A 26,796-nucleotide genomic window follows, 5' to 3' on the forward strand; every position below is an offset into this window, starting at 1 on the left:
CTTCACTTTATCTACACATTAATTTGTTAAATAATGAGACGTAATGGATACAGATAGGCTACATTTGAAAGATACCAAGGTGAAATAAAGGTATTTTTTGTAAAAAGTGTGACATAGTTCTACTTTTTTATTAAAATTTATGTTTGAATCGTAGCGTTACCGTAATTTACATTTGGTTAAACTCAAAAAATAGACGAAATGTACATACTGAGGGGATGAGCAAAAATGAAAATTAATTATGGAAAAGCTTTGAGTTTGGGTTTGGTGCTCAGTTTTGCATCGCAATTATCTACTGCCGCAGCACTCAAAGATACACCGAGCAAAAGCGTTTCTGACCGTCAGTCTTCGCTTATTGAAAAAGCGTTAGACCAACAAAAACGTAATACCATAGCCTTACCATCTACAGATGATGAGCTAAAAGTACTTAACACTATTCGTGTAACACCTACTCAAAATTTTCTTGCTGCACAGCATGAACGTTTTTCACGTTTTGTTCAGGCAATCTTCCAGCCGCATACCTCTTAATATTTGAAACGGCCCCTCATCGTTTCAAATTAAGCCCAGTCTGTCGTTAAATAAAAACGTCAGAATACTGGGCTTTTTCGTTATAATAGTTTCAATTTTTATTTTGACCCATAATCTATGAAAGTTCGTACTCGTATTGCACCTTCTCCTACTGGTTTCCCACATGTTGGTACTGCCTACATTGCTTTATTTAATATGTGTTTTGCAAAACAACACGGTGGGGAATTTATTTTAAGAATTGAAGATACAGACCAACTTCGCTCTACGCCAGAATCTGAAAAAATGATTTTAGATTCATTACGCTGGTTAGGTTTAAACTGGTCTGAAGGTCCAGATGTAGGCGGCCCTCACGCACCTTATCGCCAATCAGAGCGCATGGGAATTTATAAGCAATACGCGTTAGAACTTGTTGAAAAAGGTCATGCTTTTTACTGTTTCGCGACAGCCGAAGAACTAGATCAAATGCGTGCCGAGCAACAAGCTCGTGGTGAAACACCAAAATATGATGGTCGTGGTTTAAAGCTTTCTCAAGAAGAAGTTACTCGCCGCCTTGAAACAGGTGAACCTCATGTCATTCGTATGAAAGTGCCAGAAGAAGGTGTATGTAAATTTAATGACTTATTGCGTGGGGAAGTAGAAATTCCTTGGGCACAAGTCGACATGCAAGTTCTTCTTAAAACAGATGGTTTGCCAACTTACCATTTAGCCAATGTAGTTGATGACCATTTAATGGAAATCACTCATGTACTACGTGGTGAAGAATGGCTTCCATCTGCACCAAAGCATCAGTTGCTTTACCAATACTTTGGCTGGGAAATGCCAACACTTTGCCATATGCCATTGTTACGTAACCCAGATAAATCGAAGTTATCTAAACGTAAAAACCCAACATCAATTAACTACTACCGCGATATCGGCGTTCTACCAGAAGCCTTACTCAACTATTTAGGCCGTATGGGCTGGTCAATGCCAGATGAGCGTGAAGTATTTACCCTGCAAGACATGATGGATCACTTTGATATTCAACGTGTATCTTTAGGTGGTCCAATTTTTGATGTCGAAAAACTCAATTGGTTAAATGGTCAATGGATTAAAGGCTTAACACCAGGCCAACTATTAGATCGACTTCTTACTTGGAAAAGTGATCGCAGCACTTTAGAAGACATTGCTGCGGCTATTCAACCACGTATTAATTTACTTTCTGAAGCTGTGAATTGGGCTGGTTTTTACTTTAACCATATGCCACAAATTACAGCCGAAATGTTTGAAAGTAAAAAATTGACTCAAGAACAAGTTCGTCAAAGCTTACAATTTGCAATTTGGCGTCTTGAAGGTCAATTTACTTGGAATAATGACACGGTTAGCCAAACCTTAATGGACTTGGCAAATCAGATGGGTATTAAATTACGTGACTTTATGCCAGCGTTCTTTATTGCAATTGCTGGTTCAACCAGTTCAACACCAGTGATGCAATCAATGGTTACGATTGGCCCTGATTTAACCTTTGCTCGTTTACGACATGCATTAGAAATTGTAGGTGCACCGAGCAAAAAAGAGGTAAAAATCTGGGAAAAACTCAATGAAAGCTTAAAACTGCCGAAAAATGAAGCAACTAGCGAAGCTTAATTCATTTTTTTGTTGACGTGTGAGCGCATTCACCCTAATATTGCGCTCACACAAACTGGGGCCATAGCTCAGTTGGTAGAGCGCTACAATGGCATTGTAGAGGTCAGCGGTTCGATCCCGCTTGGCTCCACCAAGATCCTTTGTGTTTGCCTCATCAAGTCCCTATCGTCTAGAGGCCTAGGACATCGCCCTTTCACGGCGGTAACCGGGGTTCGAATCCCCGTAGGGACGCCATTTTCTATTAGAAAAATTCATTTTAAAGACTCTTTCGTCACCTTCCTGTCTATTCTTTGACACCTTCTTGATTGCACATTTGTCTATTTTATCTAAAATAGCGTCTTTCTCAAATTCTCTCAATGTGTATGTAATATGCAGCCATCTGACAATCAACTAGATGCTCAGCATCAGAACAGTACTGCACCTTTAAAAAGAGCCATGAGTACTCGCCACCTTGTGATGTTATCGCTAGGCGGTGCAATCGGTACTGGTTTATTTTTAGGTTCAGGGGAAGTCATTTCACAAACTGGACCTATTGGCGCAATTATTGCCTACATTCTTGGGGGCGCGATTGCTTACATGGTTATGCTCTGTTTAGGCGAGCTGGCTGTCCACATGCCTGTATCTGGCTCTTTTGGTGCATATGCTCAAAAGTACATTAGTCCAAGTACAGGTTATATGATTTCATGGATGTATTGGCTAACATGGACAGCAACGCTAGGAACCGAGTTTACTGCTGCTGCTCTACTGATGCAGGAATGGTTTCCACAAGTCTCAATGTGGATTTGGACTCTCATATTTGCAGTGACGATTTTTGGACTCAATATTAGTTCAACTCGAGTATTTGCTGAGTCTGAGTTCTGGCTAGCACTGGTTAAGGTCGTTACTGTTATTGCCTTTATTGTGCTTGGGTTATTAGCCATTTTTGGTTTAATTCCTTTTCATGGCACTCAAACTGCTCCTCTGTTTAGTAATTTAACTGCCCAAGGCTGGTTCCCACACGGTTTTCTCCCCATTTTTACGACCATGCTGATTGTGAATTTTGCGTTCTCTGGAACAGAACTGATTGGTGTGGCTGCTGGTGAAACTAAAGATCCGGCTCAGAATGTTCCTAAAGCGATTAATGCTGCAATCTGGCGTCTTCTTATTTTCTTTGTCGGCACGATTATTGTGATCAGTGCATTACTCCCTTTCCAGCTTGCAGGCTTAAGCAGTGAAAGTGTAAGTAGCAGCCCTTTTGTTACTGTATTTAATTATATTGGCATTCCATATGCTGACGACATCATCCGTTTTGTAATTATTACTGCACTACTCTCAGCTGCCAATTCAGGTTTGTATGCAGCATCACGCATGATGTGGTCTTTATCAGAACAAAAGCTTCTTCCAAGTGTATTTTCAACTCTTTCAAAAAGCGGAACACCTATTGTTGCTTTAGTAGTAACTATGTTTGGTGCAATTCCTGGTTTATTGTCAGAACAATTTGCACCTGAAACCATCTTTAAAAACTTACTCGGTGTTGCAGCTTTCACCATGGTGATTGTCTGGATGAGTATCTGTTTAAGTCAGTTCAATTTCCGTAGACAGTGGTACCGAGCTGGGCATACAGTTAAAGATTTAAAATACGCTGCACCATTATTTCCTATTGTCCCAATTTTAGGTTTTCTATTCTGCTTTATTACCTGTTTAAGTATGGCAGCAGACCCTCAAATGCGAGCTGGTTTTGTAGGTTGCTTAATTTTTACTGCTTTATGTTATGTGAGTTACTTTATTTTTTATCGTGACAAAGCTTAAGTGCTTGTAATTAAAAGTGTAGCAAAAAGCTACACTTTTTTTTGCCTAGACACTGGCTTTATAGTACCTACCGTTGTAGATTAAAATTCATATTAAAAACAATTCTTTGCCTACAATGAAAATTATATTTATCCACGGGATGAATCAGCAGAATTACACAGCACATAGCTTAAAGGAGCATTGGCTAAAAGTATTTAAACTGGGCTTAAAACAATTACATTGCAGAGTTAATTTAAGAGATCTACATATACATATGCCATTTTATGGCGATTTAATGACGAAATATCAATTATCCAATCAATTAGACTTAAACACCTTACTTCCAAAATCGTTTAACTTTCATTTACCTATTCATTTACACCAGCAACAGTCTACACCTAAGGAACATACTCCTTTTGTTCCTCAGCTTCCTCTTTCCCCAGATCAACCAGCAGAAAACCTATCAGAGCGCTTATATCTAACCTCTCAGCTAGTAAAAGACCGTCTTCTTAAGGAAATGGTAATCCTTCTAAATAGTTTTCCAAAACTACACGAGAGCTTAATTCAGCAATTCTTAATTGAAACGTATATGTATTTATCAAATCCTGATTTTATGCATGAAGTTCACCAAAGAATTTTAAAACAAATGCACGACGATGAAGACTGCATTGTAGTCGCGCACTCTTTAGGTTCTGTGATTGCATTTCACTTATTATCAGATCCGGCTTATCATTTTTCAGTACAACGCTTTGTGACCTTAGCTTCACCACTTTCTTTTCGGGTAATACAAAGTAAACTCCCTATTCCGATTGAACGACCAAAATGTCTCAATGGTGATTGGTATAATTTCTACTCAAAAGATGACTTTTTAACAGCATTCCCATTAAGTGAAGCGCCTTTTGATTTCACCCCACCAATTATCAATCAAGAAATTTTTACTTTTGCCAACCAGCCCCATGAAATTGTAGGGTACTTACAACACCATGCAGTCATCAAAGCCATTATTGAACCTTTTCAATAAAAATTAGCCATAAATGCCTATATTTTCTACAATTTGAGTTATTTTTAATCGCTTGACCGTTTTTTTTAATATTTCTTCAGAAAACTATTTGACACTTTTATTAAATCGACCTAATATACGCCCACCTCTGAAACGTCCCTATCGTCTAGAGGCCTAGGACATCGCCCTTTCACGGCGGTAACCGGGGTTCGAATCCCCGTAGGGACGCCACTAAATTCGAGGAAAAGCAAAGATTAATTATCTTTGTCGAGAATTTAGGTAAGCAGTTTACTGCACACAGGTAACTAGCCTCATATAAGTCCCTATCGTCTAGAGGCCTAGGACATCGCCCTTTCACGGCGGTAACCGGGGTTCGAATCCCCGTAGGGACGCCAAATTCTAAAAAGCCACTGCATAATGACAGTGGCTTTTTTCTTATCTTAAAAAAGTAGAAAAAGCTGATCATCAACCAGCTTTCCATCATTTTAATTTAATTCGCAATTCCAACTTGAACTTCAAGACGACCTGATTGAACTCGCAAACCTTTTATTTCAAACTGATCTACCAATTGCTGTACAAGCTCACGGCTTTCTCTCAAAATATTAAGCCCCGGTAAAATACTAAAGTCGGTTAAGTTTAAAAGCTTCTCGACCATCCATGAACGGTTATTAATGAAGTCAATAAATCCTGCCTGTTCAAGGTCAATAAACCACATCCGATGACCATCACGCTGAATACCTGGAATATCACGAATCAAATGATTAATCAGCGATGGTATAGGCAACATGTTAATCACTTCAAAACCAACTCGTCCAATTCGACGCACAGCCCAATTCGACAAAGTTCCCCCATGACGAATTTGCACATCTAAACTTTCATCCATTTGGCGTAAGCGTAAAAATTTTTCTTGCCCAATTCGGCACTCCAACACACGGAAATCTAAACTAAGCCGATATATAAAACGGTGATAGTGTCCATCTATTTCAACCTGAAATCGATCGTTCCCACATTGAACTTTAATATCATCAATTTCTGAACGATCTATTCGTTTACGAATTTGACTGTTTAACAGCATTTCAGGCAAATATAAATTCAGCGTGCTTTTACCTAAAAAGGTACGTGCCATGATTAAGGCAACTTGCCGCGCAGTTTCGCTCGTTTCAGACACCATGTCTCTAACAGTTCCAGCTGCCAGATTGGTCATGCCAACAACCCCTCGCTTTGTATGAGTTGTTACATGGTCTAAAGCATCTAAAGCTGCATCTGCAACCTCTGCAAGATTACGTGTCGTATCACTAGCAAAGCCAACTGCATCATGAGCATGTTGCAAGGTCTTATGCAGCAATCGGCGTGAGAATGACAGTTTTATAGGGTCAGGGGCCCCTGAAACTGCTGATGTCGTTATAGGCTCCGACTTATTGTCATCTTCTTGACCCAAGTCCTTCTCCTTTTTATATTTCTTTCGCATCCTACTAATAAGCTTTTCAGCTCATTTCCAGTGTTGAATACACTTGGTTTTTATCTAGATTAGCATGCTCTACAGTATTATTTTAACTTTTATGTGTACGCGTAAATCATCATTTTTTTATATATCCTTGTTTCAAAAAAGTATTTTATATCTCATTTTCACACCACTTTTTAAAAACCCTACAATTTTTTTCCTTTCTTTGCATTTCCGTTAGAATAGATTCAAATTTAATGTGGAGCTGTCATGCAATATCGTTGCCCTCAATGTCAAAGTGTTAAAATTATGCCTGTAAGCCAAGGTGTTAACAGTGCCAAGCCTGTTGTGCCTAAGAGCTTAGTGATTTTAGTTCCTGCCATTTTTGTATTATTACTCTTGGTGGTGATTAGTATTTTTATGTGGATTTTTGGCAATGGTGCAGGCACTTCTCTACAAATTGCAACGGTCGTTGTTTTTGTTGTGACTTTAGGGGCAGGTTTTATGTTCTGGCGTGATTTGCCGGACTTTAAATTGTCTATGCAAGCATTTATGCAGTCACAAAAACACTGGAAATGTCGTGACTGCAATCACGAATGGGAAATTTAAAAAATTATTCACATCAGCTTAGTGCTGATGTGAATGTTCTTTGTCAGTCTCATCATGTTCATGTGAAGCATGTTGAGCAATATGCTGGCAATTGATCTCGGCATCATCTTCAATTTGCAATGTCACTTCGCCGATACCATGCTCATGGGAAAGCATTTCAACAGCATCTTGATAAAGCTTGGTTCGATCAGCGTCAGGTGCAAATAAATGCACGGTTAAATGGATGTTTTTAGACGTAATTGCCCATACCTTGAGTTGGTGAATACTTTCAACACCATTTAAAGACAGTAAATCAGCACGTAACTTTTCGATATCGACTTCTTCGGGTACACCTTCGAGCAAAATATTGATACTTTGTTTAAGTAAAACCCATGTTCTTGGTAATACCCAAAAACCAATCAATACCGCAATAATCGTATCGACCCAGTACCAGTTGGTAAAGTAGATCACAACTGCACCAATAATAACGCCAACCGAGCCTAGCGCATCACTCAACACCTCTAAATAAGCACCTTTAACATTTAAGCTGTTATTAGCACTCGACATGAGGATTTTCATTGAGATGAGGTTAATCACCAAACCAATGGTCGCCACAATGAGCATACCCACACTTTGAATTTCAGGCGGCTTAGAGAAGCGGATATAAGCTTCATATAAAATATAAATCGCCACGACGAAGAGCATGAGCGCATTAAATAATGCAGCCAGAATTTCAAAGCGCTGATAACCAAAAGTACGTTTATTATCGGCTGGGCGCTTCGCGATCTGAATTGCAACCAAAGCAATTGCCAGAGCAGCAGCATCAGTAAACATATGCGCAGCGTCAGAGAGTAATGCCAAACTTTGCGTGATTAAACCAGCTACGACCTCAACAATTAAAAATGTTGAAGTCAGTGCTAAAGCAATCATTAATTTCTTAGCATTACCTTCAGTCACTACAGCATGACTATGATCATGACCATGTTGTCCACCCATTTTGCGGACTCCTTATTATTTATCTTTATGGAGAGGTAAAAGTAACGATAGATACATTTTTTACTTTTACCTCTTTCAAACACTTTTTTGAATTGACACTGTCATCAAAAAAGATATCTCAAAACGATGACATTATGAATGCTCAGCGCTTTTTGCTTTGCTTTCATTCATCCATCGGTAAATCACTGGTAATAAAACCAAAGTTAATATCGTAGATGAAATAATGCCACCAATTACAACCGTTGCCAAAGGTCGTTGTACTTCTGCTCCGGTTCCTGTCGCTAAGGCCATCGGAATGAAACCAAGTGAAGCTACGAATGCTGTCATTAATACTGGACGTAATCGTAATACCGCTCCTTTCCAAGTTGCCGCATGAACATCTAAGGTTGTTCTTAGCTCTTTAATAAATGTGAGCATGACCAGACCATTCAATACAGCAACACCCGATAAAGCGATGAACCCGACCCCAGCAGACATGGAAAGTGGAATATCCCTCAACCATAAAGCGACTAATCCACCAGATAAAGCGAAAGGAACACCACTAAATACCAGTAAGCTATCTTTAAAATTACTAAATACAGCCATCAGCAACACAAAGATCATGATGAGTGCCATAGGTACGACGATTTGCATTCTTGCAGTAGCAGAAGCAAGATTCTCAAACTGTCCGCCATAGCCTAACCAATAACCGCTAGGTAACTTTTGCTGTGATAGCTTGCTTTGCATTTCTTGTACAAAAGACCCAAGGTCCCGATCACGCACATTTGCTGTCACAACAACACGGCGTTTACCATTTTCACGACTTACTTGAGCAAGGCCTAAAATATTCTCAACCTTTGCGACGTCTTGTAACTGAATCAGACCTCCATTTGGTAAGCGAATTGGTAATTGTGCGAGCTGTTGAGGTGTACGCATGTTTTCCTGTAGGCGGATCACAAAATCGAAACGTCTATCGCCCTGTAAAATTTGTCCTACACTCTGCCCACCAATGCTGGCAGCGACAATATCCTGAATCGATTTAACTGATAATCCGTATTGGGCAGCCAATGCGTGATCAACATCTACATTCAGTAATGGTAAACCGTCAGTCTGTTCAACTTTGACTTCACTAGCACCTTGAATACTACGTAGTTGTTGGGCTATTTTCTCCGCTTCCTGATTGAGGACCTGCATATCATCCCCAAAAACTTTTACGCCAATATCACTTCGTACACCTGAAATAAGCTCATTAAAACGTAGTTCAATTGGTTGTGAGAATTCACTGTTATTACCAGGAATCTGGTTCACGAATTGCAGCATTCTGGCACGCAATTCATCTATTGTTTCTTTAGGGTTTGGCCACTGATCGTGTGGTTTTAATAGCACAATACCATCAGAAATATTAGGAGGCATCACATCTGTAGCAACCTCTGCCGTTCCTGTTCTGGCAAAAATGGCTTTAATTTCAGGAAAAGCTTTCAATAACTGCTTTTCCACATTCTCCTGAATCTTAAGTGATTCCTCGATACCAGTACTCGGTGCACGCATGAGTTGCAATGCAAAATCACCTTCACTTAACTGAGGCGCGAACTCACTTCCTACTCGTGTTGCAATTGCACTTGTCAAAATCAAGATGCTGACCGCTGCTGTAACAACAACATATCGAAAGGCATATGCTTTATCGAGTAAGCCTGCATAACCTTTTTTCAAGGTCATCATCCAACGGCTTTCTTTTTCCTTCACTTCACCCGTAACAAACAAAGCGACAGCAGCCGGCACAAAGGTCACAGATAGAATAATTGCTCCCAATAGCGCTAGGACAACGGTCATTGCCATAGGATGGAACATTTTTGCTTCTACGCCTGCCAGAGCAAAAATTGGTAGGTACACGACCATAATAATGATCTGACCAAATATTAATGGGCGTCGTGCCTGTTTAGCTGCGAGGAAGACCTCTGTAAAACGTTCTGAACGTGTTAATAAACGACCTTTTAAATGCTGTGCTTCAGCCAAACGCCGAATACAGTTTTCAACAATAACAACTGCCCCATCCACAATGATCCCGAAGTCTAAAGCTCCTAAGCTCATGAGGTTAGCACTGATTTTTTGTTCTGCCATACCCGTTAAGGTAAAAAGCATTGCCAAGGGAATAATACAAGCGGTGATTAAAGCGGCGCGAAAGTTTCCTAAAAAAATGAAAAGGATAACAATGACTAAAATCGCCCCTTCAATCAAATTTTTGGCTACCGTTTTAATAGCTTTGTCTACGAGACTACTACGATCATAGACTGTTTCAATCACGACACCCTGAGGGAGTGATTTTTGAATTTCTTGGACTTTCTGATCAATCGCTTTAGCAATGGTTTTACTGTTTTCACCCATCATCATCATGGCGATACCTAAAACAGTTTCCTGTCCATTATAGGTAGCACCACCAGTACGCAAGTCATGACCAATCGATACTGAAGCCACATCAGCAACCCGTATAGGTAAACCGTTTTTAGTTGCGACCGTAACATTCTGAATGTCTTGTATCGACGTCAGCATACCCGGAACACGAACTGTGAGTTGCTGACCATTCTCTTCAATAAATCCAGCACCGCGGTTTTCATTGTTATTTTGAAGCGCATCCTGTAAGTCAGTGAGTGGAATCTGCAACTGCTGTAACCGCGTCAGATCGGGTGAAACCACATAGGTTTTGTTATATCCACCAATACTATTAACCTCGGCGACCCCTTGTACGCGTTGTAACTGAGGACGAATAATCCAGTCTTGAATTTCACGCAGATCCATCGCGCTATAGGCTGAACCATCTGCTTTTTTGGCATTTGGCTCTGCTTTTACCACCCATTGATAAATCTCACCCAATCCAGTTGAAATTGGAGACATTTGTGGATCAATACTATCGGGTAAAGCACTCTTAGCTTCTTGTAAACGCTGGTTAATTAACTGTCTTGCCCAGTAAATATCTGTACCATCTTTAAAGATAATCGTGACCTGAGAAAGACCATATCTGGAAATTGAACGCGTCTGCTCAAGATTTGGAATACCAGACATGGCATTTTCAATCGGATAAGTAATCCTTTGCTCAACTTCAGGTGCCGTAAAACCATTTGCCTGACTATTGATTTGTACCTGTACATTGGTGATATCTGGCACAGCATCAATTGAAAGTTTCTGGTAGCTATAAATTCCAACACCAATCCAAGCAATAACAAACATCATGACCCAGATGGCATTTTTAATTGAAAACTGAATGATCCGATCAAACAAACCTTCAGCCTCTGGCAAATCAGGTTTATTAATGTCCATGCTCAGCCTCCCCTTTTTCAAGTTCGGACTTGAGCAAGAAACTACCTTGAGTCACATATTGCTGCTTTTCAGTAATTCCGGATTTAACCTCGACCCATTGTGCATCTGAAGAATAATTACCTAACTCTACGGCAACAGGAGCGAAATGAATTTTGTCTTTCTCCTGTTTTGCAACAAAGACCACATTCTTTCCATCAATCTGTTGTACCGCTGCCTTGTTAACCCGTAATACCGTCGCTGCATTATTTTGTTTCAGTAACACGTTGACCATTAAGTTAGGACGTAATTCTTTTGAAGGTGTCAGCACCTTGGCCCGAACCTGTAATCGACCAGTTTGACTATCCGCTTCTGAAGTTAAACTTTGTACCTGCGCTTTGAAAATATTGTTCGTTTGCAGTGATTTAAATTCAATTTCCTGATTAGGCTGAATATTGGTATTTGTACTTGGTAACACAAACTCAACCCATAGCTGATCTAGGCGATCAATCACAAATAACTGTTTTTCAGGGCCAATTTGCTCACCAATAACGATATCTTTATTACTGATTACACCACTTAAAGGCGCCGTTAAAACATATCGACCGCTACTTGAACGATTCGCTCCCAAGGCACTTAAACGGCTATTTGCAGCTTGTACCTGAATTTGTGCCTGACGATAAGCATTGTAAGCACGCTGATAATCTTGACGTGCTGAAACACCTTGTTCCCACAATTGCTTTTCACGTTGATAATCTTGCTGAGCTAATGTGAGTGCTTCTTGTGCCATGCTTAAGTTAGCTTGTTGATCGACCAAATCTGGTACAAATAAAGTCGCAAGCGCCTGACCCTTTTCAACTTGTTGTCCCAGCGCAACATTTACGCTATCCACTCGTGCAGAAAAAGTAGAAGAGACATGTGCTTGCTGGTCTGTATTTACGACAAGTTTGGCAGGATAAGAAAGAGTCTGCTCAACTTCTCCACGTCCTACTTGCTCTAACTTCACACCATATTCAACCAGTTGCTTAGAAGTCAGATTTAAACTTCCTTCCTCTTTTTCAGACTCACTATGGCCTGCTTCACCTTCTGTATGTCCTTCTTCACTTTTCTCAGTATTAGGCTGTTTTTTCCCTGAGAAAAATAACCAAGCACTTATAATAAGACAGACTATCAGGAGCAAAATAGCAATAAGCCATTGGTTTTTCATTTTTTTAACTGACATTACTCTGCCCCTCCAACTGTCGGCAACTTATAAGTGTCTTGCCATAAATTTTGATTGATTTGATTTAATGCATCCCCAGCCATCACCATATTAGGATCGATCCCGAGAGCTAAACTTTCTGCCTCAATTGCTTTTTGCCAAGCAGATTTAAGTAGTTGAACTTTTTTCAACCTTTGTTCTTGTAATTGCAGGGTAGATTGCTGAACATCAGTAATTGCGAATTTACCGACTTTGAAACCAAGCAACATTTTCTCCTGTACCGTTTCTGATAAAGGAATCTGCTGTTCATTCATCAAGTTATATTGCTGCTTTAAACCAGCCAACTCGTACTGTAAGGTGCGTATAGAATCTAAGCTTTGCTTTTTATAAAAACTTTGCTGCTGAGCAATTAAATCAAGTTTGCTTTGAGCAATTTTCAGGGCATATTGTTGACGATTAAAAATATTTAAGGGAACTGCAATACCTACTCGAATCTGATTTTCAGTACTATTTGTATCTGCAGTTTTACTACGAACCACACCCATATTTACCGTAGGCGTAGGGCGATTTTTTGCTTTCAAATAATTAATTTCAGAATTTTGCTGTATTGCTTGCAGTCTCATGGACTGTTCTAACAAATTCTGTTTTAAGTATTGATCGATATCACCTTCATTTTTTAAAGGCCACGCACTTTTGATATCTGGACGTAACGTGAAGTTATCATCCGTCTCACCCCATAAGTTCGCCAGTTTTCGTTTGGCACTACTCAGTGATAATTCCACTTCTTGATATAAACGCTGATTTTCAACATGTGTCATTAAAGTCCGGTCTAAATCAACCTGAGCAATACTGCCTGCTTGAAAGCGTAAACGCGTAGCATCAAGAAAGTTTTGACTTGTTCTTAACTGAGCTTTAGCAACCTCATGTTGAAGCTCTAAAATTGATACTTGTGACCATAAATATTTAACAGCCAGCTTGAGTTGAGCCTCATACAAAACCTGATTTAACTCAACTTGATTTTGCTGGACAGTTGCTAGTTTTTTTGCCGCGGAGCGTACACCAAAAATATCTAGCTTTTGAGAGATCCCAAGTTCAAGCTCCTGATCTTTTCCAGAGCTAAAACCCGTTTGCTGTACTGAAACAGTAGGATTTTCCCATAGCTGGCTCTGCTTGATATTACTGTCTGCAATATCTTGTTGAGCTTGCCAAATTCCTGTTTGAGTCTGAAACTGCTTAACCTGATCAAGTACTTGGTCGAACGTTAAAACATTCTGTACGCGCTGCGCTTGAGTGTTCTCAGTAAGATTTTGATTTGAACTAGCAGCGGTTGTTATCACACTAGCTGAAAGTGCAACAGCAACAACTAATGATTTAAGTACCCAAGAGGAACTCAGACTAACGAAACGCTTTTCGTATAAAAAAATAGACATAAAATAACCCTATGAAATAAATAATATTTCTGGTGGGCTAATTTTCGGCTACCCCACCTATAGCAGGGTTAAAACAGGAGGCGGATCTTGTTTAGAGATATGAGGGGACTTATAAGAATTGGACCAATAGTATTGTTGTTTGAGCTCAGATGACCGCATTAACGGTGAAACAATTTTTTCTTGCGCTTCTACAATCACAACATGAAAACATGAAGGTAAATGATCATGATGATCAGACAAGTTCAAAGGAGCTTTGTGAGTGGTCCCTGCGACGTCAGTCTTTTCAGTATGGCTATGCTGTGAAATTTCATAATTCAACGCTGCATGATGACCAAAATGATGCAATGCTTTTTCCTGATTTTCATGGGCGCAGAATGCCGCTGCCACATTCCATAAACTTTGGAATATAAGCAAACAGAACAAGACGGACATGAAAAGTGCAGAACGTGGCAACAGCACACCATTAAACTAAAAAGTTGAACAAGGGCACTATAGCAGGCTCATAGCATGTAATAAAATTACATCTCTGAATGCCAACATAGAAACAATACCGAATAACTTGGATTAAAGATAAATAAGCCATTAAAAATGTTTATCTTTATAGCTAGAAAGCTAATTATTAAATAATTAGCTTTCTGCAAAAATAAAAATTATTTACGTTTACATGTTAAATGAGGATTCTTACTTTTTTCTGTTTTAGCTTTTGTTTCTTGCTGAGACTTAATATTCTTTTCGAGGAATATTAATCCTCCATCAGCATGAGCCAAACTCGTTGAAAGAAATAGAACCATCAAAGCCGATTTTATATTTAATTTAATTAACATCATAATCACCTAATCTAAATATTCCGAATGTATTTAAGGAGTTAATCCTTAAATACATATAATTTTTTGCATGCCTCGATTCATCAATTCAGTACAATCTTCCGATTCTTTGAAAAGCATGCACATTTCACTTTTTACTAGAACCAACTAAATAATGAAGGAAGAACACCATGTGATCGCAGCTCATCAAAAAGTTGGACCAACGCAGCAATCCAGATAAACCATACGACTTGAGTCAAAAAAATACGAAAGTGCTTTGGTGAGACTTGATAGAAATCTGGTTCTTTAAAATTCTGGAAACTGGGTAAAAAACGGGGAATTGTCTTTACATAATCTGAATATGCTGTTCCATATTTTTCACTTAAAAAAGCTTCTTCTTGGCTTATGACATAATGGTAATAACAGAAGAAATACAGCGTGAATAATATGGGAAAAATGAAAGTCTCAGTAATCAACATGATTCCGAGTCCTCCCAAATAGCTAAACAGATATAGAGGATTTCGACACAGTGAATATGGGCCGTCAGTCACTAACTTGGCATTTTTAAATCCGGAAATGTAAAGACTGCACCATATTCTTCCCATTACTCCGATACCAACAAATAGCCATCCAAAAACCCATAAGATATGTTCTACAAATGCCGCCTGAAAATGCCATTTACTAAAACTTAAAGCGAGAACAATAGCCAAAACAAAACCAATAACTCTGGAACTCACAGTTCGAACACGGGGGGAAAATAAAATATTCATTTCCATAATCCCCCATCACTGTGAATACTCAGAGACAAGGTAACTGTTTTGTTTAGATGATATTTCTGTTCTTCAGAAAAATTTGATGGAAACTTATATTCTGCCTTTTGATTAGAATAAAGACGTGAATATCTAAATGAGTAATCCACATAGAGGACTACCGTGCCTTGTTTACACATACAATTAACCCTTTGAAATAAATAAATTTCTAGTGGGTTATTTTTCGGCTACCCCACCTATAGCGGGGTTAAAACAGGAGGGGGATTTAAGTCTCCAAGATACGGAGACTGATAAAAATTAGACCAGTAATACACTTGTGAACGCTCATGTACATATACAACAGGTTCTTGAGCCTGTTTGGCGTTATCAGTCATGACTACATGAAAACATGAAGGTAAATGATCATGATGATCTTGCCAACTTAGTGGAGCATTATCAGAATTTTCTACAATACCCACATGTTCAGTCTGCATATGGTCTGAAGATTGATACACATTTAAATCTGCATGATGACCAAAATGTTGTAATGCTGTTACCCTATTTTCATGCACACAAAATGCTGCTGCCACATTCCATAAGCTTTGGAATATAAGCAAACTAAACAAGACGGACATAAAAACTGTAGAACGTGCCAACGGTACACCATGACGTAAATTGCACAAACTCACTATAGCAGGCAATCTACATGTAATAAAATTACAGAATCTTGATTTATAGGTTCAGTTCTTGTAAATCAAATTGTTCCTAAATTTTCTTTCGTGACTAAAAATTTAAAAATTAGGATTTGAAAAAAATACTGCCTAATTGTAAAAATTATAAATGCCGCTTTTATATCTTTTCACATCAATTAGTTGCAAACAATAAGTTTAGCAAACCACTAATACCTTAAAAGCCGAGTCGATAATTTCAAAACTTTAACCGATCGCCTTATAGCAAAAAGATGAAATATGTTTAAAGGTGTAACACATATGGCACTTTATTCTTTAGCAATGGCATTTGATGTAGTTACAGTAACACCCTCTCTGATCTGGTCAGATTTAAGAGGAGACTTTACTAAGTAGAAGTTTCCTTAATAGTGGACAACTAGTTCTTAAACTGGTTTTGTTTAAAAAAATTTCTTTTGTTTGATATTTATAAATTTTCTTAAGAATTTTTTAACTTCATTAAACTTATTTTCTAATTTTAAAAGTTCTAGCTTTACTTCGGAACACCGCTATTTCTATTATAATTTCGCTAAGCGTAAAAACATGTGTAACTTTTATGTAAGCTAAAACCTCATCATTTTTCATCCAAATGCGCTATATCACATTTACAAAATAAAACATAAGATTTCTGTATAAGGGACTAGCTTAAAAGTGTGAGTCAATTCAATCAAATTGAGGAACAAGGGGAGACTATCATGGATATGAAAACAATCAAACATGGGCTTAATCACTTGTTTGCCTTTGAAAACTTACCCGCCGATATGCATTCGCAAGCTGAGGATGAAATTGAGCAAGGCTTACGTTTTGAAGAGTTAGCCCTACAAGATCATGAGCGTATGCAAAATTGGTTAGATATTACCCCAAATGACCGCAATGCAATGTGGTGTTATCTTCGTGCAGCTTTAAGAGGTAACGCCGATGCTTCCTTTAAACTGGGTATTGGCTATTTAAACGGTCAATTTGGTTTAGATAAAAACTACACTGAAGCTGAAAAGTGGTTAAACAAAGCAGCAAGCCAAGGTCATCCCGACGCTGAACGCTGCCTACAAGAAGCCTTTAGTAAACTTGCCTTCTAATAAAAAAACCAGCCCTTAGGCTGGTTTTTCATTTACGGATAATTAACCCGTAATCTTTTTGTATTTCGTACGTTTTTGAGATGCATCTTCGCCTAAACGTGACTGACGGTAAGCTTCATATTCTGCATAGTTACCAGTGTAGAATTCTGGCTGTTCGTTCTCAAACGACAAGATGTGCGTTGCAATACGGTCAAGGAACCAACGGTCATGCGATACCACCATTACCGTACCTGGGAACACAAGAATTGCATCCTCAAGCGCACGTAAAGTTTCAATATCCAAGTCGTTCGATGGCTCATCCAGTAAGATCACGTTTGCGCCCATCTGTAAGATCTTCGCAAGTTGTAAACGGTTACGTTCACCACCAGACAATTCACCTACACGTTTTTGCTGATCTTGGCCTTTAAAGTTAAAGCGACCAATATAAGCACGTGATGCGATTTCGTAATCACCAATTTTCAGGATATCTAAACCGCCAGAAACTTCTTCCCAAACCGTTTTATTGTTATCCAAGGTGTCACGAATCTGACCTACGTAAGCCACTTTAACCGACTCACCTAAAGTCACAGTACCCGTATCCGGTTGCTGTTCGCCAGTCATCATACGGAATAAAGTGGTTTTACCCGCACCGTTTGGACCAACGATACCCACAATAGCTGTTGGAGGTACGGTAAACGTTAAGTTTTCGTACAACAAGCGACCATCGAATGATTTGCTGATGCCTTCCACTTCCACAACTTTATTACCCAAACGCGGGCCAGGTGGAATATAGATTTCAGACGTTTCATTACGTTGTTGGAATTCTTTAGAGTTAAGCTCTTCAAAACGTTCCATACGTGCTTTGTTTTTCTTTTGCTGACCTTTCGCATTTGAACGAACCCATTCAAGTTCTTTTTTCAATGCTTTAGCAAAAGATTCTTCTTGTTTCTGCTCTTGTTCTAAACGAGCATTTTTCTGTTCTAACCAAGAAGAGTAGTTACCTTGGTAAGGAATACCATGCCCACGGTCAAGCTCCAAGATCCACTCGGCAACGTTATCAAGGAAATAACGGTCATGCGTAATCGCAACGATTGTGCCAGGGAAATCTTTCAAGAAACGCTCTAACCAAGATACAGACTCTGCATCCAAATGGTTCGTCGGTTCGTCAAGAAGCAACATGTCCGGTTTAGAAAGCAATAAACGGCAAAGCGCTACACGGCGGCGTTCACCACCAGAAAGCTTAGTTACGTCTGCATCCCAAGCTGGAAGGTTCAAGGCATCTGCCGCGATTTCAAGCTGGTTGTTTAGGTTGTGCGCATCCCAAGCATGGATAATTGATTCTAATTTTTCCTGCTCTTTTGCAAGCGCATCAAAATCTGCATCTGGGTCTGCATATTCTGCAAATACTTGATCAAGACGTTCTAAAGCATCTAAAGCTTCACGTACGCCATCTTCAACGTTACCACGAACGTCTTTAGTAGGATCAAGTGGCGGCTCTTGCTCTAAATAGCCGATTTTAATTCCAGGTTGTGCACGAGCTTCACCTGAGAAATCTTTATCTACGCCAGCCATAATACGAAGCAAGGTAGATTTACCCGCACCGTTCAAACCGAGAACACCAATTTTGGCACCCGGGAAAAATGATAAAGAGATGTCTTTTAAGATTTCGCGCTTTGGCGGAACCATCTTAGACACTCGGTTCATCGTATAAATATATTGGGCCACGCAGGACTCCTCAATTGAAAAACCAACAGATCGCAATGAGCGAAAAATAGTAGCTATTATATGCTGAACGCGGCAAAAAAATAAGGCGTGATTGAGTTTAATCGGTTTTTATGACTGATAAATGTCGTCAAAATTGTTTCCTGATATAAAAAATGCATGACCTTGAATCATGCATTTTTTACTTATCAGAATGCGGAGAGTTGAACTGATTTACATAGATTTATTTAATGAAATTATTGACTAATAAGTTTTTAACATCATCTACCCGACCCGACATTAATGCTTTAATCGCATAGAGTGAGGTTGATGAAACCTGATTCAGGTTAGGATCTGGCGGCATTACCAGTTCCATCGGATTGGTATGAACATCGAGTAAAGCTGGACCATCATGTTTTAAAAAACTTTCAACTGCCTGCTCCAACCCTTCGCCATGCTTTATTGTTTGCCCATGTAACCCAATGACATTGGCAAGTTGACCAAAATCAGGATTGAGCAAATCAGTATAATGGTCAAGCAATCCTTCGACTTTTTGTTCAAGTTCTACAAAATTCAACGAACTATTGTTAAATACCACAATCTTGATGGGTAATTTTTCCTGAATTGTAGTGAGCAGGTCTCCCAGTAACATGGCTAAGCCACCATCTCCACACAATGCAATAATCTGGCGATTCGGAAATGCTTTTTGTGCTCCAAGTGCTTGTGGCATGGCATTGGCCATAGTGCCATGTAATAAGCTGGTAAAGGTTCGACGTTTGCCATTGACGTCAATATGTCTTAATACCCATACCATCGGTGAACCACCATCTCCGAAGAAAATTGCATCCTGATCTGCATAGCGGTTGAGTAGCGAAACCAGATATTGTGGATGAATCAGCCCGTCTTTACCCACCCGCTCTTCTTTATGGCGTGTTTCATCACTCTGATGTTTCAGCGCAAGACAATGATCTAGAAAGTCACGTTCATGACGTGTTTCAAGTAGTGGCAATAAAGCATCGAGCGTCGATGAAATTTTACCCACGGCGCCCAATGTAATTGGATGGCGTCGACCCAAATGGGTTGGATCAATATCAATTTGCAAGATTCTGGCATGACTTGGATAGTACTGTGCCCATGCAAAATCGGCACCCAGTAAAATTAGTAAATCACAATCCATAAGGGTGTGATAACCCGCTTTATTACCAAAAATACCTGTCATACCCATATTGTATGGATTGTCATATTCGACAAAATCTTTGGCACGTGAAGTATGTGCTACGGGAGCTTTTAACTTCTCTGCAAAAGCCACCAGTTGGTCATGCGCACCCTCACATCCTGCCCCTGCATAAATTCCAATTTTTTGATGCTGTGAAATCAGATCAACAATCTGCTTGAGCTCAGATTTACTCGGCAAAATATCGGGATCTGTTTGGCGTGGTACAAAAGGTAGACCTGCTTCAGCTGACGCTTCACTGATATTCGCAGGAACAATGACCACGGCGACACCACGCTTGGTCAGTGCAGCCTGACAAGCCATACTCATAATATGTCTGGCTTGTGAAGGTTGGGTTATTTCTTCACAGAAAACCGAATTTTTGGCATAAACCGATTTAAAATCGACATATTGTGGAAAGTCGATAAATCCGGCCATCTCGGTGGAAATCTGGCTGGCAATCAAGATGACTGGGGCACGATTACGATGCGATTCATACAAACCATTAATAAAGTGCAGACTCCCTGGTCCACAAGATCCTGCACATGCCGTTAAGTGACCACTGAGTAAAGCATCCGTACCTGCTGCAAAGCCACCAACCTCTTCGTGGCGCACATGAATCCATTCAATTTTACTCTTAGACATGGAGTCGGTGACATGATTTAAGGTGTCACCTACAATACCGTAGCAACGTTGAACACCTGCTTGTTCCAGCACCTCAATGATAATGTCAGATACTTTTTGAGTACTCATTACTTCACTTCTCCAGCTTTTTTATCATGAATTGAATTACTTTTGCTTTTTATAGTGTTCTTGCAAAGTTCAGACTGCCAGTAAGTTTTTGTGGCGTTCTCTCAACATCATGTAAATTTAATTCAGTGATCTGAAAAAATTAAACTAAGTTCTTTTATGCTTAAAACTGCTGAACTTTACATAAAAATATCTAAATCATGCATAAAGAGTATGCTAAAAAATCTGGATTATTCTTTGACCATTTCGATGATAACAATGTCACATACATACCGAGACGAAACCTTAGCCATTCACGCAGGCTACACTCCTGAAGCAACAACCAAAGCGGTCGCTGTTCCTATTTATCAAACCACTTCTTATGCCTTCGATAATACACAGCATGGTGCAGACCTTTTCGACTTAAAAGTACAAGGTAATATTTATACTCGTATTATGAACCCCACCACTGCTGTGCTTGAGCAACGCCTTGCAGCACTCGAAGGAGGCATTGGTGCTTTAGCTTTAGCATCGGGAATGGCAGCCATTACTTATGCCATTCAGACCATTACTGAAGCTGGAGATAATATTGCTTCTGTCTCAACTTTATATGGTGGCACATATAACTTATTTGCCCACACGTTGCCAAAACAAGGGATTGAAGTTCGCTTTTTTGATTATCAAAAACCTGAAAGCTTGCGTAACTTAATTGATGATAAAACTAAACTTGTTTTTGTTGAGTCAATTGGTAACCCGCTCGGCAATATCATTGATCTAGAAGAAATTTCAAAAATTGCACATGAATATGGAGTACCTGTCGTTGTCGACAACACGGTTGCTACTCCTGCTTTATTAAAACCATTTCAATATGGCGCCGATATCGTCATCCATTCGCTTACTAAATATATTGGCGGCCATGGCAATAGTATTGGCGGTGCAATTGTCGATAGCGGTAAATTTCCTTGGGGTAAATATCCAGAGCGTTTTAAAGTTTTGAATACACCAGACCCAAGCTATCATGGTGTGAACTATGTCGAAGCATTAGGTGAAGCTGCCTATATCGCACGTGCTCGTGTGGTGCCATTACGCAATACAGGTGCTGCAATTAGTCCATTGAGTGTCTTCTTGATTTTACAAGGCTTAGAAACTCTAAACTTACGAATGGAGCGTCATACTGAAAATGCTCAGAAAGTTGCCGAATATCTGCAAAATCATCCGAAAGTAAAATGGGTCAATTACGCAGGCTTAAAAGATCATCCACAACACCAACTTGCGCAAAAATATGTAAAAGGTAAACCTTCTGCGATTTTATCTTTTGGTGTTCAAGATGGTCGTGAAGGCGGTACACGTTTCATTGACGCACTACAGCTATTTACTCGTCTTGTGAATATTGGTGATGCGAAAAGTCTGGCTTGCCATCCTGCAACAACCACACACCGCCAGCTTAATGAACAAGAATTAAAAGCTGCCGGCGTAAGTGAAGATATGGTTCGTCTTTCTATCGGTATTGAACATGTTGATGACCTAATTGCCGACTTAGAACAAGCACTTTCATCTGTATAATTTTTAAACCAATAAATAAGCCTCTGGAATATAGAGGCTTTTTTATTTTCATTTGATTTAATCCTTCACAATAATTAATGGATTAGGGTAATAATTTAGAGTTTTTACTCTAAATAAATTGTTAAATTTCATATATTTACATACTAGACAATTTTTATACATCTATTAAGATAGGGCAATATTTAGGAGTTCATCAGGATGAACCAACGGTTGTAAAAAATAAAAATTACATACCGGAATAAATAGCCCCTGCCCCTACTTAGGTAAAATGCTGTGAATAAAAAATTAGAAGCTCTGTTCCAAGAAAAGGTACAAGGTAAAGTCATTTTAGTGACAGGTGCCTCAAGCGGAATTGGTTTAACGGTTTCGAATAAACTTGCTGACGCTGGTGCGCATGTTTTACTGGTTGCCCGTACTCAAGAAACATTAGAAGAAGTGAAAGCAGATATTGAAAGCCGTGGCGGTCAGGCATCAATTTTCCCATGTGATCTTAACGACATGGACATGATTGATCAGGTTTCTAAAGATATTTTAGCTTCTGTTGATCATATTGATATTTTAATCAATAACGCAGGTCGCTCTATTCGTCGTGCTGTTCATGAGTCTTATGATCGTTTCGATGACTTTGAACGTACCATGCAATTAAACTACTTTGGCGCTGTACGAATGGTGCTTAATATTTTGCCTCACATGATTCAACGTAAAGACGGTCAAATTATTAATATTAGTTCAATCGGCGTATTAGCAAATGCAACACGCTTCTCTGCTTATGTCGCTTCTAAAGCTGCACTTGATGCATTTAGTCGTTGTCTTTCTGCCGAAGTTCATGCGCATAAAATTGCGATCACATCAATTTATATGCCTTTAGTGCGTACCCCAATGATCGCACCAACCAAAATTTATAAATACGTGCCAACCCTTTCACCTGAACAAGCAGCTGACTTAATTGCTTATGCAATTGTGAAACGTCCAAAACGTATTGCGACGAACTTAGGTCGTTTGGCGTCTATGACATATTCTGTAGCGCCAGGCATCAACAACATGTTTATGTCGATTGGTTTCCGCCTGTTCCCAAGTTCTGATGCAGCAAAAGGCCAAAAAGCTGAGAAATTGAACTGGGCACAAAAAGCTTATGCACGAATTTTCCCAGGTGAACATTGGTAATTCGACATATTAAATTGAGTTAAAAATAAAAAAGCGCTTCTTAAGAAGCGCTTTTTTATTTAGGCTTGTTTACGCATCTAAAAATTCAACATGCCCTGTTTTAACATCGTAAATCGCACCAACAATTGCAATCTCACCACGGTCTAGCAGGTCTTTAAGTACTGTGCTGTTATTAATAATATATTGGATGTTGTAGTGAACGTTCATTGCTGTCACCTGATTAATAAAAGCTTTGTTTACCTCACGTGGTTGCATAATGTCATATACACTTTCTACCGAGCGCATGAGCGGTCCAAGCACATATTGAATATGCGGCATTTCTTTCACATCAGAGACTTGTTTTTCCTGTAACCTTAGCTGACATGCACTGGTCACTGCCCCGCAGTCGGTATGACCTAAAACTAAAATGACTTTAGAACCTTTGGCCTGACAGGCAAACTCAAGTGAACCTAGTACTTTTTGACCTGCGATATTACCAGCAATCCTTAAACCAAACAGATCACCAATCCCTACATCAAAGATCATTTCGGTAGGCGCACGTGAATCCATACATCCCAAAACAGCCGCAATCGGGTGTTGACCTTCATCTGCGGTGACACGGATTTGACGATAAATATCACGTTGTAAACGTTCATTTTTTACGAAACGTTCATTACCTTCTTTAAGTAAATTAACCACCTGCTGCGGACTTAATTTACGCTGTAAATCTCTAGTACTTATGTAGATATCAAGAACTGCATCATCTACTTCTTCATAGTGCTGTTTAAACCCTATAAGCTTCAAATCAACCTGACGCTTAACTGCCGTTTCATTTTGATAATCTTGAATGACCTGATAAATATCTGGATCAATCGAATCGCATTGAGTCGCATCAATAATCAACTGCTGATCTTTATGAACATGTTCCAATGCAGAAATGAGCGCTGAACGATTAAGAAAAGTCACTTGTGATGGAAGCTCAATACGGGTCACGATTCCATGTAAGTGCTTTTCTTTATAAACACGAACGCCTTTATTGAAGTTGCCATATAAAATAAACGCACTACTGGTAAATAGACCCACCAAAATTCCGGTTAACAAGTCTGTCAGTAAGATTGCAACAAGGGTGATAATGAAAGGTAAAAACTGTTTCCAGCCTTTTTGATAAAGCTGTTTAAATAGCTTTGGATGAGTCAGTTTAAAACCAGTCACGATTAATATCGCTGCAAGTGCAGACAATGGAATCATATTCATAAGTTGAACAAAGAATAAAACTGCTAGTAGCAATAATATGCCGTGAATAATCGTGGAATATTTACTACGTGCGCCTGTATTTGCATTTACAGAACTGCGGACAATGACTGAAGTGACTGGCATGCCGCCAATTAAACCTGAAACAATATTCCCCGCGCCTTGTGCCCACAGTTCACGATTAGGTGGAGATGAACGCTTTTGAGGATCAAGTTTATCTGCGGCTTCTAAGTTTAGTAATGTCTCTAAAGACGCCACAATCGCGAGTGTAATTGCTCCAGTATAAATTAATGGTTCAGCCAGATAGCTAAAGTCTGGAAAAACCAATACCTCTTGCGGCGCTTGCAATATGTTTGGTAGTTGAATCAAATTATTGGTTTGTACTGCCCAAGGCGAGCCGATATTCATTAACACAAAATTTAAAACTGCTGCAATAACCACAGCAATTAAAGCCGAAGGTATGGCCAACTTTTTAAGTGGACTATTATCCCAAGCTAAAATTAAAAATAAACTCAGTAGGCCAATAAGCGCTGCGCCAGCGTCAAAGTGCTGAAGAAAAGTATCAGGTGTAGCAGTCCAAACGTTTTTCCATGAAAAGTCAGTCAGCCCAAATAAATATGGCAACTGAGTCACAATCAGAATAGCACCAATAGCAGCCAATAATCCTAAAATGACGTTGTTTGGAATAAAGTTAGCAAAGAAACCTAACTTAAATATTCCAAATAGAATTTGTAAAATTCCTGCAAATACAATACACAATAAAAAGGCGGCATAGTTGCCGCCTAATTGATCTAACTGTACAAGGATGACCGCAGTCAGCCCTGCTGCTGGGCCAGAGACACTGATGTGAGAACCACTCAGTAGGCCAACAATAATTCCACCAACAATCCCGGCAATAATACCCGAAATGATTGGAGCGCCTGAGGCTAAGGCAATACCCAAGCATAAGGGTAACGCCACGAGAAATACGACCACTCCCGAGAGGAGATCGTTTAAATGAAATCTATTTTTCAGTTCTAAAGCCGGCATAAAAACAACCATTTATAATATAAAAAAACAATCAATTTTTAATGTAACTGCCTGAAAGTGAGGAACTTACTTCAAGGCTTTGTCGATATTGTCTGACAACTGAAAAGGGTTAAAGTTGAGTTATGCTATAACGTTGTATAGTTGATTGTAGATTTCACAACGTTTTTGTTGATCTTAAGATTCACCTCATCTTTACCACTGCGATTTTTTAATAAATACTCATGATTAACTATTCATAAATATAACTGGTACAACAATTTATAGATTTGGAAAGTTGAATAAGATACGAGAATGCTTAAGTACACTAATCTTTATTAGATAATTTTTATTTTAGATTTATAAAATATAGCCTATCCAAACATTATCTGTTTCAACAATATAATATTCATCCCCATCAATTCTTTTTACTTCTCGATATTTCTCAATTACATTGTTATTAAACCATTTTTTTGTATCTTCATAATTTTTTTGAGTCTTATAGTCACTAGGGGCACCAAGCCAATCTCTCTCATATAACGTTATTTCTATTTTCTTCTCCCAATTGACTTTCTTCATCATATCGCTCACTTCTTGCCACTCGACTATACTTAAAGAAGTTTCATCTAATGGTTTTTCAAAAAGGTTTTGATAATATTCAATTTTTTCACCAATTGCGCAAACAACCTGTGACCGCTTCAAATCATTTTCAAATAACCATATTTTTAAATAATAAGGTTGATCTAAGAAATCTAATTGTTCTTTCCATGACATGTATATTTGGAGCAAACCATTAAAAAATAATTCCTTATATATACCTTGAGGCTGTGGATACTGACTATTTGTCAGAGATAACCTATCCCATGGGTCTACCCAAAACTTTACATATTCACACTGATATCGCTTTAAATATGCAATATCAAGGTCAAGATGATCATCAATCCACTGTTTGATTTTTCTAATACGTCTTTTTTCTCCACGAATTTTTTTATATTTAATCATTACTTATCCTATTATT

General features: G+C 39.0%; 21 protein-coding genes, 4 tRNA genes and 1 pseudogene. 13 read left to right on the top strand and 13 right to left on the bottom strand.

All coding sequences use genetic code 11. From position 1 onward, the window contains the following. The first annotated feature begins 225 nt into the window (after positions 1 to 225). The 8 genes from AC056_RS11230 (at position 226) to AC056_RS11265 (ending at position 5,313) form a co-directional block, all read left to right on the top strand. The gene (locus tag AC056_RS11230) at positions 226 to 525 is read left to right on the top strand and encodes a hypothetical protein (protein ID WP_004705163.1); all 300 of its coding nucleotides are present in this window, start codon (positions 226 to 228) and stop codon (positions 523 to 525) included. Between the two features lie 117 nt (positions 526 to 642). Then, positions 643 to 2,151: a glutamate--tRNA ligase gene (gene gltX, locus AC056_RS11235; RefSeq protein ID WP_077163644.1), complete on the top strand. Its 1,509-nt coding sequence runs from the start codon at positions 643 to 645 to the stop codon at positions 2,149 to 2,151. 57 nt (positions 2,152 to 2,208) lie between these two features. Beyond that, a tRNA-Ala gene (locus tag AC056_RS11240) sits at positions 2,209 to 2,284 on the top strand. Positions 2,285 to 2,309: 25 nt separating this feature from the next. Then, a tRNA-Glu gene (locus AC056_RS11245) sits at positions 2,310 to 2,385 on the top strand. A 135-nt stretch (positions 2,386 to 2,520) separates the two neighbouring features. Next, entirely contained in the window at positions 2,521 to 3,939 is a 1,419-nt protein-coding gene (locus AC056_RS11250) for an amino acid permease (protein WP_077163645.1), read from the top strand. 115 nt (positions 3,940 to 4,054) lie between these two features. Continuing rightward, positions 4,055 to 4,939 (top strand): hypothetical protein, encoded by an 885-nt coding sequence (locus AC056_RS11255; RefSeq protein WP_077163646.1) that lies wholly within the window; start codon positions 4,055 to 4,057, stop codon positions 4,937 to 4,939. 134 nt (positions 4,940 to 5,073) lie between these two features. Continuing rightward, positions 5,074 to 5,149 (top strand) — tRNA-Glu (locus AC056_RS11260). 88 nt (positions 5,150 to 5,237) lie between these two features. After that, positions 5,238 to 5,313, top strand: a tRNA-Glu gene (locus AC056_RS11265). A gap of 95 nt (positions 5,314 to 5,408) precedes the next feature. Here the strand turns inward: AC056_RS11265 and AC056_RS11270 are convergent. Beyond that, positions 5,409 to 6,356, bottom strand: coding sequence for a hypothetical protein (locus tag AC056_RS11270; RefSeq protein ID WP_039251079.1), 948 nt, complete (start codon positions 6,354 to 6,356; stop codon positions 5,409 to 5,411). Positions 6,357 to 6,629: 273 nt separating this feature from the next. On the opposite strand from AC056_RS11270, the gene AC056_RS11275 reads away from it, so the two are divergent. Next, positions 6,630 to 6,968, top strand: coding sequence for a membrane protein (locus tag AC056_RS11275; protein ID WP_002051673.1), 339 nt, complete (start codon positions 6,630 to 6,632; stop codon positions 6,966 to 6,968). An 18-nt stretch (positions 6,969 to 6,986) separates the two neighbouring features. Here the strand turns inward: AC056_RS11275 and AC056_RS11280 are convergent, their stop codons facing one another. From AC056_RS11280 to AC056_RS11320, 8 genes are all read right to left on the bottom strand, one after another. Further along, on the bottom strand, positions 6,987 to 7,943 hold the full coding sequence (locus AC056_RS11280) for a cation diffusion facilitator family transporter (protein ID WP_004705149.1): 957 nt from the start codon (positions 7,941 to 7,943) through the stop codon (positions 6,987 to 6,989). Between the two features lie 132 nt (positions 7,944 to 8,075). Then, a complete protein-coding gene (locus tag AC056_RS11285) occupies positions 8,076 to 11,234 on the bottom strand; it encodes an efflux RND transporter permease subunit (protein WP_077163647.1) in 3,159 nt (1,052 codons plus the stop codon). Beyond that, positions 11,224 to 12,432, bottom strand: coding sequence for an efflux RND transporter periplasmic adaptor subunit (locus AC056_RS11290; protein ID WP_077163648.1), 1,209 nt, complete (start codon positions 12,430 to 12,432; stop codon positions 11,224 to 11,226). The genes AC056_RS11285 and AC056_RS11290 overlap by 11 nt, the downstream gene beginning before the upstream one ends. Then, positions 12,432 to 13,841 carry a TolC family protein gene (locus AC056_RS11295; RefSeq protein ID WP_077163649.1) on the bottom strand — a complete coding sequence of 470 codons (1,410 nt, stop codon included), beginning with the start codon at positions 13,839 to 13,841 and terminating at the stop codon, positions 12,432 to 12,434. The genes AC056_RS11290 and AC056_RS11295 overlap by 1 nt, the downstream gene beginning before the upstream one ends. A 57-nt stretch (positions 13,842 to 13,898) precedes the next feature. Continuing rightward, on the bottom strand, positions 13,899 to 14,294 hold the full coding sequence (locus AC056_RS11300) for a cation efflux protein, CzcI-like (protein WP_025465216.1): 396 nt from the start codon (positions 14,292 to 14,294) through the stop codon (positions 13,899 to 13,901). A gap of 197 nt (positions 14,295 to 14,491) precedes the next feature. After that, positions 14,492 to 14,665, bottom strand: coding sequence for a hypothetical protein (locus AC056_RS11305; protein ID WP_002050594.1), 174 nt, complete (start codon positions 14,663 to 14,665; stop codon positions 14,492 to 14,494). 137 nt (positions 14,666 to 14,802) lie between these two features. Next, on the bottom strand, positions 14,803 to 15,420 hold the full coding sequence (locus AC056_RS11310) for a methyltransferase family protein (protein WP_077163650.1): 618 nt from the start codon (positions 15,418 to 15,420) through the stop codon (positions 14,803 to 14,805). Between the two features lie 230 nt (positions 15,421 to 15,650). Next, on the bottom strand, positions 15,651 to 16,049 hold the full coding sequence (locus AC056_RS11320; protein WP_363295805.1) for a cation efflux protein, CzcI-like: 399 nt from the start codon (positions 16,047 to 16,049) through the stop codon (positions 15,651 to 15,653). 315 nt (positions 16,050 to 16,364) lie between these two features. Between AC056_RS11320 and AC056_RS19875 the strand changes: the two are divergent. Together AC056_RS19875 and AC056_RS11325 are read left to right on the top strand one after the other, a co-directional pair. Further along, positions 16,365 to 16,475, top strand: a pseudogene (locus tag AC056_RS19875) (hypothetical protein); the annotation flags it as partial. Positions 16,476 to 16,813: 338 nt separating this feature from the next. Further along, the gene (locus AC056_RS11325; RefSeq protein ID WP_004705135.1) at positions 16,814 to 17,194 is read left to right on the top strand and encodes a tetratricopeptide repeat protein; all 381 of its coding nucleotides are present in this window, start codon (positions 16,814 to 16,816) and stop codon (positions 17,192 to 17,194) included. A 42-nt stretch (positions 17,195 to 17,236) separates the two neighbouring features. On the opposite strand, the gene ettA is transcribed toward AC056_RS11325, so the two are convergent. Beyond that, positions 17,237 to 18,898: an energy-dependent translational throttle protein EttA gene (ettA, locus tag AC056_RS11330; RefSeq protein WP_077163652.1), complete on the bottom strand. Its 1,662-nt coding sequence runs from the start codon at positions 18,896 to 18,898 to the stop codon at positions 17,237 to 17,239. Between the two features lie 220 nt (positions 18,899 to 19,118). Beyond that, a complete protein-coding gene (locus AC056_RS11335; RefSeq protein WP_077163653.1) occupies positions 19,119 to 20,840 on the bottom strand; it encodes a thiamine pyrophosphate-dependent enzyme in 1,722 nt (573 codons plus the stop codon). Between the two features lie 255 nt (positions 20,841 to 21,095). Here AC056_RS11335 and AC056_RS11340 point away from each other — a divergent pair, with 255 nt between their 5' ends. Then, positions 21,096 to 22,379: an O-acetylhomoserine aminocarboxypropyltransferase/cysteine synthase family protein gene (locus tag AC056_RS11340; RefSeq protein ID WP_039251069.1), complete on the top strand. Its 1,284-nt coding sequence runs from the start codon at positions 21,096 to 21,098 to the stop codon at positions 22,377 to 22,379. Positions 22,380 to 22,652: 273 nt separating this feature from the next. After that, the gene (locus tag AC056_RS11345) at positions 22,653 to 23,543 is read left to right on the top strand and encodes an SDR family NAD(P)-dependent oxidoreductase (RefSeq protein WP_077163654.1); all 891 of its coding nucleotides are present in this window, start codon (positions 22,653 to 22,655) and stop codon (positions 23,541 to 23,543) included. A gap of 69 nt (positions 23,544 to 23,612) precedes the next feature. On the opposite strand, the gene AC056_RS11350 is transcribed toward AC056_RS11345, so the two are convergent. Together AC056_RS11350 and AC056_RS11355 are read right to left on the bottom strand one after the other, a co-directional pair. Continuing rightward, on the bottom strand, positions 23,613 to 25,802 hold the full coding sequence (locus AC056_RS11350; RefSeq protein ID WP_077163655.1) for a bifunctional SulP family inorganic anion transporter/carbonic anhydrase: 2,190 nt from the start codon (positions 25,800 to 25,802) through the stop codon (positions 23,613 to 23,615). A 336-nt stretch (positions 25,803 to 26,138) separates the two neighbouring features. After that, positions 26,139 to 26,780: a hypothetical protein gene (locus tag AC056_RS11355; protein WP_077163656.1), complete on the bottom strand. Its 642-nt coding sequence runs from the start codon at positions 26,778 to 26,780 to the stop codon at positions 26,139 to 26,141. Between the last annotated feature and the right edge of the window lie 16 nt (positions 26,781 to 26,796).

The sequence above is a fragment of the Acinetobacter genomosp. 33YU genome, assembly GCF_001990725.1.
Taxonomy (GTDB): Bacteria; Pseudomonadota; Gammaproteobacteria; order Pseudomonadales; family Moraxellaceae; genus Acinetobacter; species Acinetobacter seifertii.

Excerpts from the sequence above, each read along its gene's own strand:
- AC056_RS11310 (WP_077163650.1), bottom strand. The coding sequence starts at position 15,420 with ATGGAAATGAATATTTTATTTTCCCCCCGTGTTCGAACTGTGAGTTCC.
- AC056_RS11250 (WP_077163645.1), top strand. The coding sequence starts at position 2,521 with ATGCAGCCATCTGACAATCAACTAGATGCTCAGCATCAGAACAGTACT.
- AC056_RS11255 (WP_077163646.1), top strand. The coding sequence starts at position 4,055 with ATGAAAATTATATTTATCCACGGGATGAATCAGCAGAATTACACAGCA.
- gltX (WP_077163644.1), top strand. The coding sequence starts at position 643 with ATGAAAGTTCGTACTCGTATTGCACCTTCTCCTACTGGTTTCCCACAT.
- AC056_RS11355 (WP_077163656.1), bottom strand. The coding sequence starts at position 26,780 with ATGATTAAATATAAAAAAATTCGTGGAGAAAAAAGACGTATTAGAAAA.
- AC056_RS11290 (WP_077163648.1), bottom strand. The coding sequence starts at position 12,432 with ATGTCAGTTAAAAAAATGAAAAACCAATGGCTTATTGCTATTTTGCTC.
- AC056_RS11275 (WP_002051673.1), top strand. The coding sequence starts at position 6,630 with ATGCAATATCGTTGCCCTCAATGTCAAAGTGTTAAAATTATGCCTGTA.
- AC056_RS11280 (WP_004705149.1), bottom strand. The coding sequence starts at position 7,943 with ATGGGTGGACAACATGGTCATGATCATAGTCATGCTGTAGTGACTGAA.
- AC056_RS11325 (WP_004705135.1), top strand. The coding sequence starts at position 16,814 with ATGGATATGAAAACAATCAAACATGGGCTTAATCACTTGTTTGCCTTT.
- AC056_RS11335 (WP_077163653.1), bottom strand. The coding sequence starts at position 20,840 with ATGAGTACTCAAAAAGTATCTGACATTATCATTGAGGTGCTGGAACAA.
- AC056_RS11285 (WP_077163647.1), bottom strand. The coding sequence starts at position 11,234 with ATGGACATTAATAAACCTGATTTGCCAGAGGCTGAAGGTTTGTTTGAT.
- AC056_RS11340 (WP_039251069.1), top strand. The coding sequence starts at position 21,096 with ATGTCACATACATACCGAGACGAAACCTTAGCCATTCACGCAGGCTAC.
- AC056_RS11350 (WP_077163655.1), bottom strand. The coding sequence starts at position 25,802 with ATGCCGGCTTTAGAACTGAAAAATAGATTTCATTTAAACGATCTCCTC.
- AC056_RS11295 (WP_077163649.1), bottom strand. The coding sequence starts at position 13,841 with ATGTCTATTTTTTTATACGAAAAGCGTTTCGTTAGTCTGAGTTCCTCT.
- AC056_RS11305 (WP_002050594.1), bottom strand. The coding sequence starts at position 14,665 with ATGTTAATTAAATTAAATATAAAATCGGCTTTGATGGTTCTATTTCTT.
- AC056_RS11230 (WP_004705163.1), top strand. The coding sequence starts at position 226 with ATGAAAATTAATTATGGAAAAGCTTTGAGTTTGGGTTTGGTGCTCAGT.